The following is a 15,392-nucleotide window of genomic DNA, read 5'->3' as shown; positions in this document are numbered from 1 at the left end:
GCCCGTCAGCGGGCGTCATGACGGGTGGCGCGTGCGCCCACGGTCAGCCGCAGGACGTACACCGGCCGGTCGCCGGGGCCGGGGCACAAGGTCATCGGCTGCTCGCGGAGGCGGCGACGGCGGGCAGGACGGCCAGGGCGAGGATGCCTCCGGTGAGGGCCAGGGCGGGGTAGCTCGCGGCGGCGACGACGATGCCGGAGGCCAGGCCGCCGGTCGCGCCCGCGATGGCGATGGAGACGTCGACCAGGCCCTGCGTCTTGGCGCGGGTGGCCAGCGGCACGGCGTCGGTGATGATCGCTGTACCGGAGACGAGGCCGAGGTTCCAGCCCAGTCCGAGCAGGGCGAGCGCGAGCGACAGCAGGACGACGGAGTCGCCGGGTGCGACGGCGGCGAGGACGCCCGCGGCCAGGAGGGTGAGGCCGGACGCGGCGGCGACGGCGATGCGGCCGTATCGGTCGACGAGCCATCCGGTGGCGGGCGAGGGCAGGTACATCGCACCGACGTGGATGGCGATGACCAGGCCGGAAGCGGCGGTGCCGTGGCCGTGGTCGTGCATATGGACGGGGGTCATCGTCATGATCGCCACCATGACCAGCTGGGTGAGGATCATGATCAGGGCGCCGAGCACGACTCCCGGGCCGCGTCGCTTGGCCGCCGCGTCCGGCTGCGGCGCCGTGTCGGCCGCCGCCGTCCGCCGGTGGTCGAGGGTGCGGGCGAGCAGCAGCGGGTCGGGACGCAGCCAGACGGCGAGGACGACGGCCGCGAGCGCGTAGGCGACGCCGGCGAGGAGGAAGGGACCGGCCAGCCGGGGGATGCCGAGGGCGGCGGCGAGGTCGCCGGTCGGTGCGGCGAGGTTGGGGCCGACGACACCGCCGAGGGTGGTGGCGACCAGGACGGTGGAGACGGCCCGGGCGCGGTGGGCGGGGGCGGCGAGGTCGGCTCCGGCGTAGCGGGCCTGGAGGTTGGTGGCGGTGCCGGCGCCGTAGACGAACAGCGCGGCGAAGAGCAAGCCGGGGTTGTCCACGACGGCGGCGGCGATGACGGCCGCGGCGCCGACGGCCCCGGTGAGATATCCCGCGGCGAGCCCCGGTCGGCGTCCGCGGGCCTGGGAGACGCGGCCGACGGCGACGGCGGCGAGCGCGGAACCGGCGGTGAAGAGGGCGCTCGGCAGGCCGGCGAGGCCGGTCGAGCCGAGCATGTCCTGCGCGAGCAGGGCCCCGACGGTGATGCCGGCGGCCAGTCCGGCGCCGCTGAGGACCTGGGAGGTGACCAGGACGGTCAGGACGCGGCGCTGGATCCGGGGGTCCGGGGATATGCCGGCTTCGGCGGGAACGGTACTCGTCACGGGGTCTTCCTCCAGGTGGCGGTCTCCGCTGCCGGCCTCGGGCGGCGGACTCGGGTGCCGGCCCGCCGGTCTCGGGCGGCGGTCTCGGATGGCGATCTCGGGCGGCGATCTCGGATGCCGGCCCGGGTGCCGGTCCCGGATGTCGGCCCCGGGCGGCGGTCCCGGACATCGGCCTCGGGTGCCGGCCCCGGGTGCCGGCCCCGGGCGGCGGTCCCGGGAGGCGGTCCCGGGCGGCGGCCCCGGGAGGCGGTCCCGGAGATCGCCCTCGGGCGCCGGTCCCGGCGCCGGCCTCGGGTGGTGGGGCAAGGGCCCGCCACCCCCGCACGGGTCAGGCTTCGGCGTGGCGCTGTTCGGGCGGGCCGGCCCGCGGGCCGGCTCCGGAAGACGCGCGACCGGTCATGCCGGGGCCTCGGCGTGTACGGGGAGTTCGGCCAGGCGCCACTCCAGCATCCCGTCGTTGAGGCGGATCGCCCGGCGCCCGAGGTCGGTCAGCAGCCGTACCGCGTCGTGGGCGAGCACGCAGTACTCGCCCCGGCAGTACACGACGATCTCGGTGTCCTCGGGCAACTCGCCGATCCGGTCGGCCAGTTCCGCGATCGGGATGGAGAGCGCGCCCGGGATGTGCCCGGCCCGGTACTCCTCGGCAGGGCGTACGTCCAGCACCACCACGCCCCCGGCCGCCACGCGGGCGAGCAGTTCCTCCCGCGTGACCTCCGCCGCGCCGTCCGTGCCGAGGTACGCGTCCCGGGCGGCGGACACGGCGGCCTGGTGGCGCTCGGCGACCTTGCGCAGCAGCGCGAAGAGCCGGGCCACGTCCTCCCCGGCGAGCCGGTAGTGGATGCGGACGCCCTCACGGCGGGTGGCGACGAATCCGGCCTGCTTCAGGATCTGCAGATGCGCCGAGGCCGTGGTCAGGTTCAGGCCCGCCGCCTTCGCCAGCGCGTCGACGGTGCGTTCGCCCTGGGCCAGCAGATCGAGCAGTTCCAGGCGCTTTCCGCTGGCCAGCGCCTTCCCGCCGGCCGCGAACGCGTCGTACAGCTGGGTCTTGGCGCGGGCGGTGGGACTCTCCGGCATGCGTTCCTCCAAATATCCATGGAATATCGTAGATGAAGCCGCGTGCCGCGACCGCGACCGGGTACATCCCGTTCGCCGGATTCCGGAGGACTGTCATGGGCTTCACCGACGACCACCTGATCCCGCTCGTCGACGAAGGGCTGGGCAACAGCGCGTACCTGACCGACCTGGGCGACGGCCGTGCGCTGGCCGTGGACGCCGCCCGCGACCTGCGCGGTCTGTACGCCGCCGCCGAGCGGCGCGCACTGACCGTCGCGTACGCGGCGGACACGCACCTGCACGCCGACTTCCTGTCCGGCGCCGTCCAGCTCGGCCACGACCAGGGCGCCACCATGCTGGCCTCCGCCGCCGGACACCGCGCCTTCGCCCATCACGCCCTGGCCGACGGAGACGAGGTCGACCTGGGCGGGCTGACCCTGCGGGCGCTGGCCACGCCCGGCCACACCGACGAACACCTCGCCTTCCTCCTGCTGGACGGCGGCCGGGAGCTGGGCGTGTTCACCGGCGGCTCGCTGATCGTGAACTCCGCCGCCCGTACCGACCTCCTCGGCGCCGACCGCACCGAGGAGCTGGCCCGCGCCCAGTACCACTCGCTCCGGCGCCTGACCGCCCTGCCGGACGAGACCGCGGTGTGGCCCACGCACGGCGCGGGCTCCTTCTGCTCGGCGCCGCCCGGCACCGAGCGCACCTCCACGATCGGCGCCGAGAAGCGGGCCAACACGCTGCTGGCCGCGCCCGACGAGGACACCTTCGTCCAGCGGCTGACGGCGGGTCTGGGAACGTACCCCGCCTACTTCGACCGTCTCGCCGAACGCAACCGGCGCGGTCCCGCCGTCCTGACCACCGCGCCGGTGCTGCCCCCGCTGGACGTGGGGCAGGTGGAGTCCCTGCTGTCCGACGGCGGTCACGTCATCGACACCCGCCCGGCGGCCGACTTCGCGGCCGGCCACATCCCCGGCGCGGTCTCCATCCCGCTGCGCGGCCAGTTCGCCACCTGGCTGGGCTGGCTGCTGCCCGACACGGCGCCCCTCGCCTTCGTCACCGACGAGGACCAGGATCTCGACGAGATCGTCTGGCAGGCGTACAAGATCGGCTACGAGCGGCTCACCGGGCGCCTCGCGGGCGGTATGCCCGCCTGGCTCGCGGCCGGCAAGCCCCGCAGGACGACCGTCTTCGTCACCGCCGACCGCACCGGGAGCCGCGCTTACGTCGATGTGCGTCAGGACGCCGAGTTCACGGCCGGGCATGTCCCCGGAGCCGTGCACATCGAGCTCGGTGACCTCGTCGAGCATGCCGCCGAAGCCCCCGAGGGCGCCGTCGTGGGCTGCGGTCACGGCGAGCGCGCCATGACCGCGGCGAGCCTGCTCGAACGCGCCGGACACAGCGACATCACCGTGCTGCGCGGCGGACCGGCCGACTACGCCGCCGCGCACGGGGAACAGCTCGCCGAGGGCCACGCCCGGTGAGTCCCACGGCCGCCGCGGGCAGACCCGTGCGGCTCGGGCTGCGGGAGAACTGGCCGCAGTTCACCCTGCTCGTCGCCGTCAACGTCTGCGTCGGCGCCCTGGTCGGCCTGGAACGCACCACCGTCCCGCTGATCGGCACCGACGTCTTCGGCCTGACCAGCGACCTGGCCGTCTTCTCCTTCATCGTCGCCTTCGGCGTCACCAAGGCCCTGACCAACCTCGCGGCCGGCGCCCTGACCACCCGTTTCCGCCGCAAGCGACTCCTCGTCACCGGCTGGCTCGTCGGGATCCCCGTGCCGTTCGCACTGGCCTGGGCGCCGTCCTGGGGCTGGATCGTCGCCGCCAACGTGCTGCTCGGCGTGAACCAGGGGCTGACCTGGTCGATGACGGTCAACATGAAGATCGACCTGGTCGGCCCGGCCCGCCGTGGCCTGGCCACCGGTCTCAACGAGGCCGCCGGATACGTCGCCGTCGGCGCCACCGCCCTGCTCACCGGCTGGCTCGCCACCGCCCACGGCCTGCGTCCGGCACCGGAGTTGATCGGTGTCGTCTTCGTCGCCGCGGGACTCGGCCTGTCCCTCGTCGTCCGCGACACCGCCGCCCACGTCGCCCTGGAACTCACCCGGCACGCCACGCCGGCCGGGCGGTCCCCGCGGCTCGCGCAGGTCTTCGCCCAAACCTCCTGGCACGACCGGTCCCTGCGCGGCGCCGGCCAGGCCGGTCTGGTCAACAACCTCAACGACGGCCTGACCTGGGGTGTCTTCCCGCTGCTGTTCACCCATCACGGCCTCGGCCTCACCGCCGTGGGGCTGATCAAGGGCCTGTACCCGCTGCTGTGGGGCATCGGCCAGATCCCCAGCGGCCACCTCGCCGACCGTATCGGCCGCAAACCGCTCATCGTCACCGGCATGCTCGTCCAGGCCGCCGCCTTCGTCCTCGCCCTGGCCCTCATCGACCGCCCCCTGCTGGCCGGCGTCCTCTCCGCCGTCGTCCTGGGCCTCGGCACCGCCCTGGTCTACCCGGCGCTGATCGCCTCCGTCTCCGACCACGCCCACCCGGCCTGGCGCGCCGGCGCACTGGGCGTCTACCGCTTCTGGCGTGACATCGGCTACGCGGCCGGCGCTCTGGTGGCCGGCGTCCTGGCCGACACCCTCGGCCTGAACGCCACCGTCATCGCCGCCGCCGCCCTCACGGCGGGCTCCGGCCTCCTCGCGGCCCGCTGGATCACCGAACACCCGCGGCGACCGCCCGAGCAGGCCGACGCCCCCGGCGGGATCAGCTGACGCGTACGGGCAGGCGGTCACCGAAGTGGCGCTCGTCGCGGTTGGCGGCGCCGTAACGTGCGGGACACGGGCGCCGGCGGGGATCACGGCGCCCTCGCCGAGGCGCACCTCGCGGGTGGTGACGCGGGAGAAGACCTGGATGGGGCTCTCGACACGGACCCCGGGCGGCGTCGCACGGGATCGGCCGACGCCGCCTCCCTGTGGGGCGGCCGTCAAGGGCCGTCTGCGGCCGTCAGCCGCGGTGTTCCGCGGCCGGAGCGGTGCCGCGCGCTGCCGGCGGCTCGAAGCCCCGCGGCGCCGCGTCGAGGCGGCGGACGTGGGGCTACGCGCGGGCTGCTTCCCGAGGTGGGCCCGGGGATCCGGTGACGGTCAGGCCGTAGGCGCGCACGGCGGTGCCGGTGAAGACCTCGTGGCGTTCGGCGGGATCGAGGCTGGCTGTCAACTCGCGGGCGGCAGAGAGGACTTCGGCGTAGGAGGCGGCGAGCCGGCAGACCGGCCAGTCGGAACCGAACATCAGCCGCCCCGGACCGAAGGCGTCCAGCGCGGTGTCGGCGTACGGCCTGAGGTCCTCGACGGTCCAGGAGCCCCAGTCGGCCTCGGTGACCATGCCGGAGAGTTTGCAGACGGTGTTCGGGAGGGAGGCGAGCCGTCGGATCAGCGCGGCCCAGGAGGTGCGTTCGCCGGACGCGATGGGCGGTTTGCCGAGGTGGTCGAGGACGAAGGTGAGACCGGGGAGGCGCTGGGCGGCCTCGACGGCGGCGGGCAGCTGGTGCGGCTTCACCACGAGGTCGTAGGCGAGTCCGGCCTCGGCGACCGCGGTCAGGCCGCGCAGCGCGTCGGGGCGCACCAGCCACCGGGGATCCGCCTCTCCCTGCACCTGGTGCCGGATGCCCACCAGGTACTCGCCGCCCGGGCCCGCGCGCAGTCCGGCGAGCGTCTCGGCGACGTCGGGTGCGGTCAGGTCGGTCCAGCCGACGACCCCCGCGACCAGGTCGCTGCGCGCGGCGAGGGCCAGGAACTCCGGGGTCTCCTCCGGCACGGTGATCGTCTGCACCAGCACGGTCGCCGAGACCCCGGCGGCACGGGCCTCCGGCTCCAGGTCGGTGAGGGTGAAGTCGCGGCGCAGCGGGGCGAGTTCGGGGCCGGTGATCCAGTCCTGGTCGCGTACGGAGAGCTGCCAGACATGGTGGTGGGCGTCGACGACGCCGGGTTCGGTCTCCTCGTGGCTCACAGCTGCCACACCACCGGCAGCGAGGCGTCCGCGCCCTCGGCGGAGTAGTCGTGCACGACGTCCAGCAGCTCGGCCATCCGCGCCTGCCAGGCGATGTTGACCGGCAGCTTCTCGAGTTCGGCGATCATCGCCGGGTAGTCGTCGACCTCCAGGACGTGGAACAGGTCGGTGCCGCTGCGCCAGATCGTCCACTCGGTCACGCCGGCGGCGCGAATGGCGGCGGTCAGCTCCTCGGGCACCTCGCGGTGCGCGGCCTCGTACTCCTCGACGCGGTCGGCGCGGACCCTGGTGTGCAGGGCGACTCTCATCACGGCTCCTTCGACGGCGCTACGGGGACAGGGGTGCCCTCGGCCAGCAGCCCCTCGGCGCGCAGCTCGTCCCACAGCGCGTCGGGGACGGGGCGGCCCAGCTGCTCGACGGTGTCGCGGACCTCCTCGGGGGACCGCGCGCCGGTCAGGACGCTCGCGACCGCGGGATGCCCGAACGGGAAGCGCAGGGCGGCGGCGCGCAGCGGGACGCCGTGCCGTTCGGTGACCTCCAGCAGGCGCAGCGCCCTGTCGAGCACGGGCCGCGGGGCGGGCGCGTAGTCGTAGGTGGCGCCGGGCTTCGGGGCGGTGAGCAGCCCGGAGTTGAAGACGCCGCCGACGATCACGCTCCGGCCACGGGCGGCGGCCTCGGGCAGCAGCTCGGCGAGCCCGTCCTGTTCCAGAAGGGTGTAGCGGCCGGCCAGCAGCACCACGTCGATGTCGGTCTCGCGCAGGAAGCGGGCGGGCAGCGCGGACTGGTTCATCCCCACGCCGATCGCCCCGACCACGCCTTCGGCGCGCAGCCGCTCCAGCGCCGGGTACGCCTCGCGCAGCGCCTGCTCGGCGTGGTCGTCCGGGTCGTGCAGCAGGGCGATGTCGACCCGGTCGAGGCCGAGACGGTCCAGGCTCGCTTCCAGGGAGCGCAGCACCCCGTCCGCGGTGAAGTCCCAGACGCGGCGGTGGGTGGCGGGGACGGCGAAGCCGTCGGCGAGGTCGTCGCCGTGGCCGTCCTGCGGATTCGGCTCGAGGAGGCGGCCGACCTTGGTGGAGACGGTGTAGGTGTCGCGGGGGCGGCCGCGCAGGGCCGCGCCGAGCCGCCGCTCGGACAGGCCCAGCCCGTAGTGGGGCGCGGTGTCGAAGGTGCGGATGCCGGCGTCCCAGGCCGCGTCGACCGTGGCGTGGGCGTCCTCGTCGGTGACCGGGCGGTAGAGGTTGCCGATGCCCGCGCAGCCGAGGGCGAGTCGTGTCGCTTCGACGGCTCCGCCGCCCAGCGTCGTCGTCCTCACGGCTTGGCCTCGGGGCGCAGCCGCAGCCCCTGCATTCCGCCGTCCACCGCGAGTGCGGTGCCGGTGACGCTGGCCGCGGCGGGACTCGCGAGGTAGACGACGGCGGCCGCCACCTCGTCTGCGGTGACCAGACGGCCCATGGGCTGGCGGGCGTCGAGGGCGGCGCGTTCGGCCTCGGGGTCCTCGGCGGCGTCCAGCAGCCGGGCCACCCAGGGGGTGTCGGCGGTGCCGGGATTGACGCAGTTGACGCGGATGCCCTCCCGAACGTGATCGGCGGCCATGGCGAGGGTGAGGGACAGCACGGCGCCCTTGCTGGCGGAGTACAGGGCGCGCTGCGGAAGTCCGGCGGTGGCCGCGATGGAGCAGATGTTGACGACGGACGCGGCGCCCGGACGGGCGGTGGCGGCGCGGCGCAGATGGGGCAGGGCCGCCCGCGTGGTGCGGACCATGCCGACGACGTTGACGTCCAGGACACGGTGCCACTGCTCGTCGGCGTTGTCCTCGACGGTCCCGATGGCGCCGATGCCGGCGTTGTTGACGACGATGTCGAGGCCGCCGAACCGGGTTGCTGCGGCCTCCACGGCGGCGCGCACCGAGGCGTCGTCGCCGACGTCAGCCTGGAGGGCGAGCAGCGGCTGCGGCACACCGTTCGGGGCGAGGTCGAGCACGGCCACCTCGGCGCCCTGGGCGGCCAGTGCGCGGGCGGTGGCCAGTCCGATCCCGGACGCACCACCTGTGACGACGGCCTTGAGGCCTGACAGACCGGTCACGCCACATCCTCCTGTCCGGCGCGGTCGGCGACCCAGAACCTTCCGTCCGGGTAGCGGTATTCGGTGATGGACTCCTCCCGCATGGTGGCGGAGAAGCCGGCGGCGAGCGGCGCGGTGTAGTGGCCCTCCCGCATCACCACGGGGTCGACGAAGTGCTCGTGGAGGTGGTCGACGTACTCGATCACGCGGTTCTCCGTGGTGCCGGACAGGGCCAGGTAGTCGAACATCGACAGGTGCTGCACCAGCTCGCACAGCCCCACTCCGCCCGCGTGCGGGCACACCGGCATGCCGAACTTGGCGGCCAGCAGCAGGATGGCGAGGTTCTCGTTGACGCCGCCGACCCGGGCCGCGTCGATCTGGAGGACGTCGAGGGCGCCCGCCTGGAGGAGCTGCTTGAAGACGACGCGGTTCTGCACGTGCTCGCCCGTGGCGACCTTCACCGGCGCCACCGCCCGGCGGACGGTCGCGTGGCCGAGGACGTCGTCGGGGCTGGTGGGCTCCTCGATCCAGTACGGCCGGAACGCGGCGAGGGCGTTGGTCCACTCGATCGCCTCGTCCACGTTCCACCGCTGGTTGGCGTCGATGGCGATGCGGATGCCGTCGCCGACGGCGGCCCGGGCGGTGCGCAGTCGTCGGATGTCGTCGTCGAGGTCGGCGCCGACCTTCAGCTTGATCTGGGTGAAGCCGTCGGCGACGGCCTGCTTGGCGAGCCGGGTGAGCTTCTCGTCGGAGTAGCCGAGCCAGCCGGGCGAGGTGGTGTAGCCGGGGTAGCCGCGCTCCAGCAGTTTCGTCTCCCGCTCGGCGAGCCCGGCACGGCCCTCGCGCAGCAGCCGCAGGGCGTCCTCGGGGGTGAGGGCGTCGGCGATGTAGCGGAAGTCGACCTGGGAGACCAGCCACTCCGGCGAGGCGTGGGCGAGCAGCTGCCACAGCGGTTTGCCCTCCCGCTTGGCGGCCAGGTCCCACACGGCGTTGACGACGGCGCCGATCGCCATGTGCATCACGCCCTTCTCGGGGCCGAGCCAGCGCAGCTGGCTGTCCCCGATCAGGTCGCGGCTGAGCGAGCCCGGGTCGGCACACAGTTGCGCCACGTCCCGTCCCACCACGTGGGGCCGCAGCGCGTCGATCGCGGCGACCTGGACGTCGTTGCCGCGTCCGATGGTGAAGGTGAAGCCATGGCCTTCGAGCCCGTCGTCGGTGTCGGTGCGCAGCACGACATAGGCGGCCGAGTAGTCGGGGTCCGGGTTCATCGCGTCCGACCCGTCCAGCTCCCGTGAGGTGGGGAAGCGGATGTCGTAGGTGTCGACCGCGGTGATCCGGGCGGAGGTTGCAGTCAAGGGGGTGCCTTTCACGCTTGGCCGAAGGTCTGGCGCTGGCTGCCGAGCCCGTCCACGGACAGCTCGACGGTGTCACCGGAACGCAGGAACGGCGTGCCGGGAAGGCCCAGGGCCACGCCCGCGGGTGTACCGGTGTTGATCACGTCGCCCGGCTCCAGGACCATGTACTGGCTCAGGTACGACACGATGTGGTCCACCGGGAAGATCATGTCGCTGGTGTGACCGTCCTGCCGCTTGACGCCGTTGACGCTCAGGTGCAGTCCGAGGTTCTGGGGGTCGCCGGCCTCGTCGGCGGTGACCAGCCAGGGACCGAGGGGATTGAAGGTCTCGCAGGACTTGCCCAGGTCCCACTGCGGCGAGTATTCCAGCTGGAACTCGCGCTCCGAGACGTCGTGGCTGATCGCGTACCCCGCGATCACGTCCCGGGCGGCGGCCGGTCCGTCGAGGTAGCGCGCCCGGCGGCCGATGACGACCGCCAGTTCGACCTCCCAGTCGGTCTTCACCGAGCCACGGGGGATCAGAACCTCGTCGTACGGGCCCACGACCGTGCCGGGGTCCTTCATGAACACCACGGGACGCGGGGGGATCGGCGCGCCGGTCTCGGCGGCGTGGTCCCGGTAGTTCAGGCCGACGCAGACGATCTTGCCGGGGCGGGCGACGGGTGCGCCGATCCGCAGGCCTTCCGTGTCCAGTGCGGGCAGCGCGCCCTCCGCGACCGCCGCGCGGGCCCGGTCGACACCGTCCGAGGCGAGGAAGGCGCCGTCGATGTCGGAGGTGACGGAGGACAGGTCCAGCAGCCGGCCGTCGTCGGTGCGGACAGCGGGCCGCTCCGTGCCGGGGGCGCCGACGCGTAGCAGTTTCACTGGGCAACTCCCTTGCCATGGTGATTCGTCGTGTGGGGATGGCCGCAAGGGGGCCTCGATGGCCTGCACCCTCAGCCGTCGATGGAGTCATCGGATGTATGGCGGCATCGCGACTGTAGACGCAGGCGACGCGACTTGCAATGGATACGTCGGATGTATCCGCCCGGAGGCGAGGGGTATCGCCACCGGGGCGCCGATCACACGATCGATGTCCGCAGGTGCAGGGGCGTGGCGCACGGCTCACCCTCCGATGAATCGAGTGAGAGGTCGCGACGTCGTGCCCCATGGAGAGCGCGGTGAGGCGTGGAACCGCGCACCGGTGCCGCCGGGCGGGAGCGCCGCGAGCGGAACCCCCTGCGCGGGGCCCGGACAGGGACGCGCGTGCGCCGTTGCCGAATCGTGAACTGCGGACGAGCGCTCTCCACTTGCCCATGGAACCGCGAAAAGCGCAGGCCGGCGGCTATTGCGGGAGGGAATGGAGGCCGCGCCGGCGACTCTTCGGCCGCCCGCGACCCGGCGTTTCGGAATTCCGTGGGAGCGGAGTCTTGTCAACCTCGGTGACGCCGACGTAACGTCCTCGACGTCCGAGATACATCGGAGGAATAGTTCGGAAATATCCGGCGTCCGCTCGCATCTGCGCGACGCGGTCGCTCGCCTCCGTCCCCTCGGCCGGCTGACCCTCACTTTCCGATCCCGTCGGGCCAGGTCCGCACGCCCGGTGCCGGACCGTCACCCGCCCGGCCGGCGTGCCCGCCCCTCCCCCGGCAGGCGGACACGCCACCTCCCACTATCGCCCTGCGGCTCCCGCCCCTGGCTAAGGAGAGAACAACGGCCATGAAGCTCGCTCGCACCCGCTCCACCGCCGCGGCAGCCACCGCTGTCCTCGCGGTGCTGTCCCTCGCCACCGCGTGCAACCGCGACAGCTCGGCCTCGGCCGCGTCGGGCGGCGGCAAGGCCGCCATCGGCATCGACCTGCCGCGTTCCGACTCCGACTTCTGGAACTCCTACGCGCAGTACCTGAAGCAGGACATCAAGACCGACGGCGTCGACACCCTGCCGCTGAGCAACTCGCAGAACGACATCACCAAGCTGGTCGCCAACGTCCAGGTGTTCCAGAACACCGGGGCCAAGGCCATCGTCATGGCACCGCAGGACACCGGCGCCATCGCCTCGACGCTGGAAACCCTGTCGGCGGCGAAGATCCCGGTGGTCAGCGTCGACACCCGCCCCGACAAGGGTGACGTCTACATGGTCGTCCGCGCCGACAACCGGGCGTACGGCACCAAGGCCTGCGAGTTCCTCGGCAAGCAGCTGAACGGCGTGGGCAAGGTCGCCGAGCTCCAGGGCGCCCTGGACTCCATCAACGGGCGCGACCGCTCCGAGGCGTTCGCGCAGTGCATGAAGACCAAGTTCCCGAAGATCAAGGTCTTCGAGCTGCCGACCGACTGGAAGGGCGACGTGGCCTCCGCCAAGCTCCAGTCGCTGCTCGCCCAGCACCCCGACCTGAACGGCATCTACATGCAGGCCGGCGGTGTCTTCCTCCAGCCCACCCTGGCGCTGCTGGAGCAGAAGGGCCTGCTCAAGCCGGCCGGCCAGAAGGGCCACATCTCGATCATCTCCAACGACGGCATCCCGCAGGAGTTCGACGCGATCCGCAAGGGCCACATCGACGCCACCGTCTCGCAGCCCGCCGACCTCTACGCCAAGTACGCCCTCTCCTACGCCCAGGCCGCGGTGGAGGGCAAGACCTTCAAGCCGGGTCCGACCGACCACGGCTCCACCATCGTCAAGATCCCGAACGGCCTGGAGGACCAGCTGCCCGCCCCGCTGGTGACCAAGGAGAACGTGGACGACAAGGCGCTGTGGGGCAACAACGTCGGCTGACCGCCGGCAGCTCACCGCGGCGGGGAGAGACGGGCGGCCCCCTCTCTCCGCGCCGCGCCACACCCGCGTTCCCCGGCCCCCGCATCCCCACACGAAGGACGGAATCCACCATGGCGGACACCGCGACCGCCCCGCCGACCGGCCCCGGGCATCCGGCCCCGGTGGCCGAGGCGACCGGCATCAGCAAACGGTTCGGCGCGACCGTCGCCCTGCGCGACGCACGGATCAGCATCGCCGCGGGCGAGTCGCACGCCCTGGTCGGCCGCAACGGCGCCGGCAAGTCGACGCTGGTGTCCATCCTCACCGGTCTCCAGCAGCCCGACACCGGTTCCCTGCGCTTCTCGGGCGAGCCCGCACCGGCCGTCGGGGACATCGACGCCTGGCGCTCCCGTGTCGCCTGCGTCTACCAGCGCTCCACGATCATCGGTGAGCTGACCGTCGCCGAGAACCTCTTCCTGAACCGGCAGAGCCCCGGCGCGGTACAGCCCATCCGCTGGAAGCAGCTGCGGCTGCGCGCCGAGGAACTGCTCGGCGAGTACGGAGTCGCCGTCGACCCCGCCGCACGGGCCAAGGACCTCACCGTCGAGCAGCGCCAGTTCGTCGAGATCGCCCGGGCCCTGTCCTTCGGAGCCCGCTTCATCATCCTCGACGAGCCGACCGCCAAGCTCGACGCGCGCGGCATCGGCCGCCTCTTCGGCAAACTCCGCGACCTCCAGGACCAGGGCGTCGCCTTCCTGTTCATCTCGCACCACCTGCAAGAGGTGTACGACCTCTGCGCCACGGTCACGGTCTACCGCGACGCGGCGCACATCCTCACCGCGCCCGTGGCCGAGCTCGGTCACCAGGCGCTGGTGGAGGCCATGACCGGCGAGTCCGCCTCCCTCGCGGCCGTGGCCGAGGCCCCCGCCCCCACCACCCGGGCCGACTCCGCCGAGCTGCTGTCGATCGACGGTCTGACACTCCCCGGCGCCTGCGAGGACCTGTCCCTCTCGGTCCGCTCGGGCGAGGTGGTCGGGCTCGCCGGTGCCGCGGCCAGCGGCAATGTGCAGGTGGGCGAGGCCGTCGCCGGGCTGCACCGCGCCGGCGCCGGCGGCATCTCGGTCGGCGGCCGGGCCGTACGCACTGGAAGCGTGCCGTCCGCCCTGGCCTCAGGGGTCGGTCTGGTCCCCGAGGACCGACACCTCCAGGGCCTGGTCAACAACCGGAGCGTGGCGGAGAACGCCACCCTGACCGTCACCGACCAGCTCGGACCGTTCGGCATGGTGCTGCCCTCCCGGACCAGGCTCTTCGCCCGGCGCATGATCCGGGATCTCGACATCAAGACCCCGAGCGCCGCCACCCCGGTCTCCGCCCTCTCCGGCGGCAACCAGCAGAAGGTCGTCGTCGCCCGCGCCCTGGCCACCGACCCGCATGTGCTGGTCGCGATCCGGCCCACCAACGGCGTCGACGTCAAGTCCAAGGAGTTCCTGCTCGGCAGGATCCGGCAGGTCGCCGACGGCGGCAAGGCCGCACTGATCGTCTCCGACGAACTCGACGACCTCAGGGTGTGCGACCGGGTCGTCGTCATGTTCCACGGCCGGGTGGTCGCCCAGTTCCAGCGCGGCTGGAGGGACGAGGACGTCGTCGCCGCGATCGAAGGCATCGCCGACTCCGGCACCGCGTCCCCGCACTCCCCCGCATCCGGCACCGACGAGCACGGAAGGTAGTCATGTCCGCCACCACAGATCTCACCGAGCCCGCAGCGAGCGCGGCGGAGCCGGCCGCCGCGGACAGCACCCCCCGCCGGATCGACCTCGGCCGCTTCCGTGAACTGTCCCTGGTCCCCGCCATCCTCGTCCTGATGCTGATCGGGTTCATCGTCTCGCCGGCCTTCCTCACCGCCGACAACCTCATCGGTGTCCTGCAGCAGTCCACCGAGCTGAGCCTGCTCGTCCTCGCGACGACGTTCATCCTGATCTGCGGGCGGATGGACCTGTCCCTGGAATCCACCATCGGCGTGGCTCCCGTCATCGCCGTCTGGCTGGTCCTGCCCGCCGGCGGCGGCCGGTTCAACGGGCTCGGGCTCCTGCCCGAATGGACGGCCGTCCCGCTGTGCCTGCTGGTCGGCGCGCTGATCGGCGCCGTCAACGGCTTCCTGATCCTCAAGCTGCGTCTGAACGGCTTCATCGTCACGCTCGGCGCCCTGACCATGCTCCGCGGCCTTCAGGTCGCGCTGTCCGAGGGCCAGTCCATCGTCGAGCTGCCGTCGTCGTTCACCTACCTGGGCAAGGCGTCCTGGCTGGGCGTGCCCGCCGCCATCTGGGTGTGCGCGGTGCTCTTCGCGCTCGGCGGCTGCGCGCTCGCCTGGCTGCGGCACGGCCGCGCGCTGTACGCGATCGGAGGCAACGCGGAGGCGGCCCGCACCGCCGGCATCCGGGTCGACCGGATCGTGTGGATCGTCCTCATCATCGGCAGCCTGCTCGCCGCGTTCGCCGGCATCCTCTACAGCGGCCACTACGGGTCCATCTCCGCGACCCAGGGCAGCGGCTGGATCTTCCAGGTCTTCGCCGCGACGGTGATCGGCGGGGTGAGCCTCAACGGCGGCAAGGGTTCGGTGTTCGGCGCCCTCACGGGCGTACTCACCCTCCAGCTCGTCGTCAACGTCATGACCCTGGCGGGTGTGCCGCCGCTGTGGAACCAGTTCCTCAACGGCGCCATCATCATCGTCGCGCTGATCATCTCCCGCTTCGCCTCCGGCGAGAAGCAGGAGTAGCGGCGGCCGACGACCGGCTCCGCCCGGCGCCCACCGCGGCCCGGCGGAGCCGACGCCCCGCACCCACCCGGCACGGAG

At 72.9% G+C, this 15,392-nt stretch carries 13 protein-coding genes; 5 read left to right on the top strand and 8 right to left on the bottom strand.

Annotation, left to right across the window (positions count from 1 at the left end; translation table 11 throughout):
* Positions 1 to 91 precede the first annotated feature (91 nt).
* Positions 92 to 1,345, bottom strand: coding sequence for an MFS transporter (locus ALMP_RS40885; RefSeq protein WP_264937074.1), 1,254 nt, complete (start codon positions 1,343 to 1,345; stop codon positions 92 to 94).
* A 396-nt stretch (positions 1,346 to 1,741) separates the two neighbouring features.
* On the bottom strand, positions 1,742 to 2,419 hold the full coding sequence (locus ALMP_RS40880; RefSeq protein WP_264937073.1) for a metalloregulator ArsR/SmtB family transcription factor: 678 nt from the start codon (positions 2,417 to 2,419) through the stop codon (positions 1,742 to 1,744).
* Between the two features lie 32 nt (positions 2,420 to 2,451).
* Here ALMP_RS40880 and ALMP_RS40875 point away from each other — a divergent pair, with 32 nt between their 5' ends.
* The gene (locus ALMP_RS40875) at positions 2,452 to 3,885 is read left to right on the top strand and encodes a rhodanese-like domain-containing protein (RefSeq protein WP_264937072.1); all 1,434 of its coding nucleotides are present in this window, start codon (positions 2,452 to 2,454) and stop codon (positions 3,883 to 3,885) included.
* Positions 3,882 to 5,168: an MFS transporter gene (locus tag ALMP_RS40870; RefSeq protein WP_264937071.1), complete on the top strand. Its 1,287-nt coding sequence runs from the start codon at positions 3,882 to 3,884 to the stop codon at positions 5,166 to 5,168. The genes ALMP_RS40875 and ALMP_RS40870 overlap by 4 nt, the downstream gene beginning before the upstream one ends.
* Positions 5,169 to 5,490: 322 nt before the next feature.
* Here ALMP_RS40870 and ALMP_RS40865 read toward each other — a convergent pair whose 3' ends face one another.
* The 6 genes from ALMP_RS40865 to ALMP_RS40840 are packed head-to-tail and all read right to left on the bottom strand — an operon-like array spanning position 5,491 to position 10,678.
* On the bottom strand, positions 5,491 to 6,399 hold the full coding sequence (locus ALMP_RS40865; RefSeq protein ID WP_264937070.1) for an amidohydrolase: 909 nt from the start codon (positions 6,397 to 6,399) through the stop codon (positions 5,491 to 5,493).
* Positions 6,396 to 6,707: an L-rhamnose mutarotase gene (locus tag ALMP_RS40860; RefSeq protein WP_264937069.1), complete on the bottom strand. Its 312-nt coding sequence runs from the start codon at positions 6,705 to 6,707 to the stop codon at positions 6,396 to 6,398. Before ALMP_RS40860 ends, ALMP_RS40865 begins: the two co-directional genes overlap by 4 nt.
* Positions 6,707 to 7,711 (bottom strand): aldo/keto reductase, encoded by a 1,005-nt coding sequence (locus ALMP_RS40855; RefSeq protein ID WP_264937068.1) that lies wholly within the window; start codon positions 7,709 to 7,711, stop codon positions 6,707 to 6,709. Before ALMP_RS40855 ends, ALMP_RS40860 begins: the two co-directional genes overlap by 1 nt.
* Positions 7,708 to 8,481, bottom strand: a complete 774-nt coding sequence (locus tag ALMP_RS40850) for an SDR family NAD(P)-dependent oxidoreductase (RefSeq protein WP_264937067.1) — start codon at positions 8,479 to 8,481, stop codon at positions 7,708 to 7,710. The genes ALMP_RS40855 and ALMP_RS40850 overlap by 4 nt, the downstream gene beginning before the upstream one ends.
* Entirely contained in the window at positions 8,478 to 9,815 is a 1,338-nt protein-coding gene (locus ALMP_RS40845; RefSeq protein ID WP_264937066.1) for an L-fuconate dehydratase, read from the bottom strand. Before ALMP_RS40845 ends, ALMP_RS40850 begins: the two co-directional genes overlap by 4 nt.
* A gap of 11 nt (positions 9,816 to 9,826) precedes the next feature.
* Positions 9,827 to 10,678: a fumarylacetoacetate hydrolase family protein gene (locus ALMP_RS40840; RefSeq protein WP_264937065.1), complete on the bottom strand. Its 852-nt coding sequence runs from the start codon at positions 10,676 to 10,678 to the stop codon at positions 9,827 to 9,829.
* An 834-nt stretch (positions 10,679 to 11,512) separates the two neighbouring features.
* Between ALMP_RS40840 and ALMP_RS40835 the strand changes: the two genes are divergently transcribed.
* From ALMP_RS40835 to ALMP_RS40825, 3 genes are all read left to right on the top strand, one after another.
* Positions 11,513 to 12,562 carry a sugar ABC transporter substrate-binding protein gene (locus ALMP_RS40835; protein ID WP_264937064.1) on the top strand — a complete coding sequence of 350 codons (1,050 nt, stop codon included), beginning with the start codon at positions 11,513 to 11,515 and terminating at the stop codon, positions 12,560 to 12,562.
* Between the two features lie 110 nt (positions 12,563 to 12,672).
* Entirely contained in the window at positions 12,673 to 14,268 is a 1,596-nt protein-coding gene (locus ALMP_RS40830; protein WP_264937063.1) for a sugar ABC transporter ATP-binding protein, read from the top strand.
* A 2-nt stretch (positions 14,269 to 14,270) separates the two neighbouring features.
* Positions 14,271 to 15,314, top strand: coding sequence for an ABC transporter permease (locus tag ALMP_RS40825; RefSeq protein ID WP_264937062.1), 1,044 nt, complete (start codon positions 14,271 to 14,273; stop codon positions 15,312 to 15,314).
* The last annotated feature ends 78 nt before the right edge of the window (positions 15,315 to 15,392 follow it).

The sequence above is a fragment of the Streptomyces sp. A012304 genome, assembly GCF_026008495.1.
Lineage (GTDB): Bacteria > Actinomycetota > Actinomycetes > Streptomycetales > Streptomycetaceae > Streptomyces.
This window is presented reverse-complemented; position numbering and strand designations above follow the sequence as displayed.

What these genes read in the sequence shown, in the direction of transcription:
- ALMP_RS40880 (WP_264937073.1), bottom strand. Translation starts at nt 2,419, where the DNA reads ATGCCGGAGAGTCCCACCGCCCGCGCCAAGACCCAGCTGTACGACGCG.
- ALMP_RS40875 (WP_264937072.1), top strand. Translation starts at nt 2,452, where the DNA reads ATGAAGCCGCGTGCCGCGACCGCGACCGGGTACATCCCGTTCGCCGGA.
- ALMP_RS40860 (WP_264937069.1), bottom strand. Translation starts at nt 6,707, where the DNA reads ATGAGAGTCGCCCTGCACACCAGGGTCCGCGCCGACCGCGTCGAGGAG.
- ALMP_RS40835 (WP_264937064.1), top strand. Translation starts at nt 11,513, where the DNA reads ATGAAGCTCGCTCGCACCCGCTCCACCGCCGCGGCAGCCACCGCTGTC.
- ALMP_RS40830 (WP_264937063.1), top strand. Translation starts at nt 12,673, where the DNA reads ATGGCGGACACCGCGACCGCCCCGCCGACCGGCCCCGGGCATCCGGCC.
- ALMP_RS40825 (WP_264937062.1), top strand. Translation starts at nt 14,271, where the DNA reads ATGTCCGCCACCACAGATCTCACCGAGCCCGCAGCGAGCGCGGCGGAG.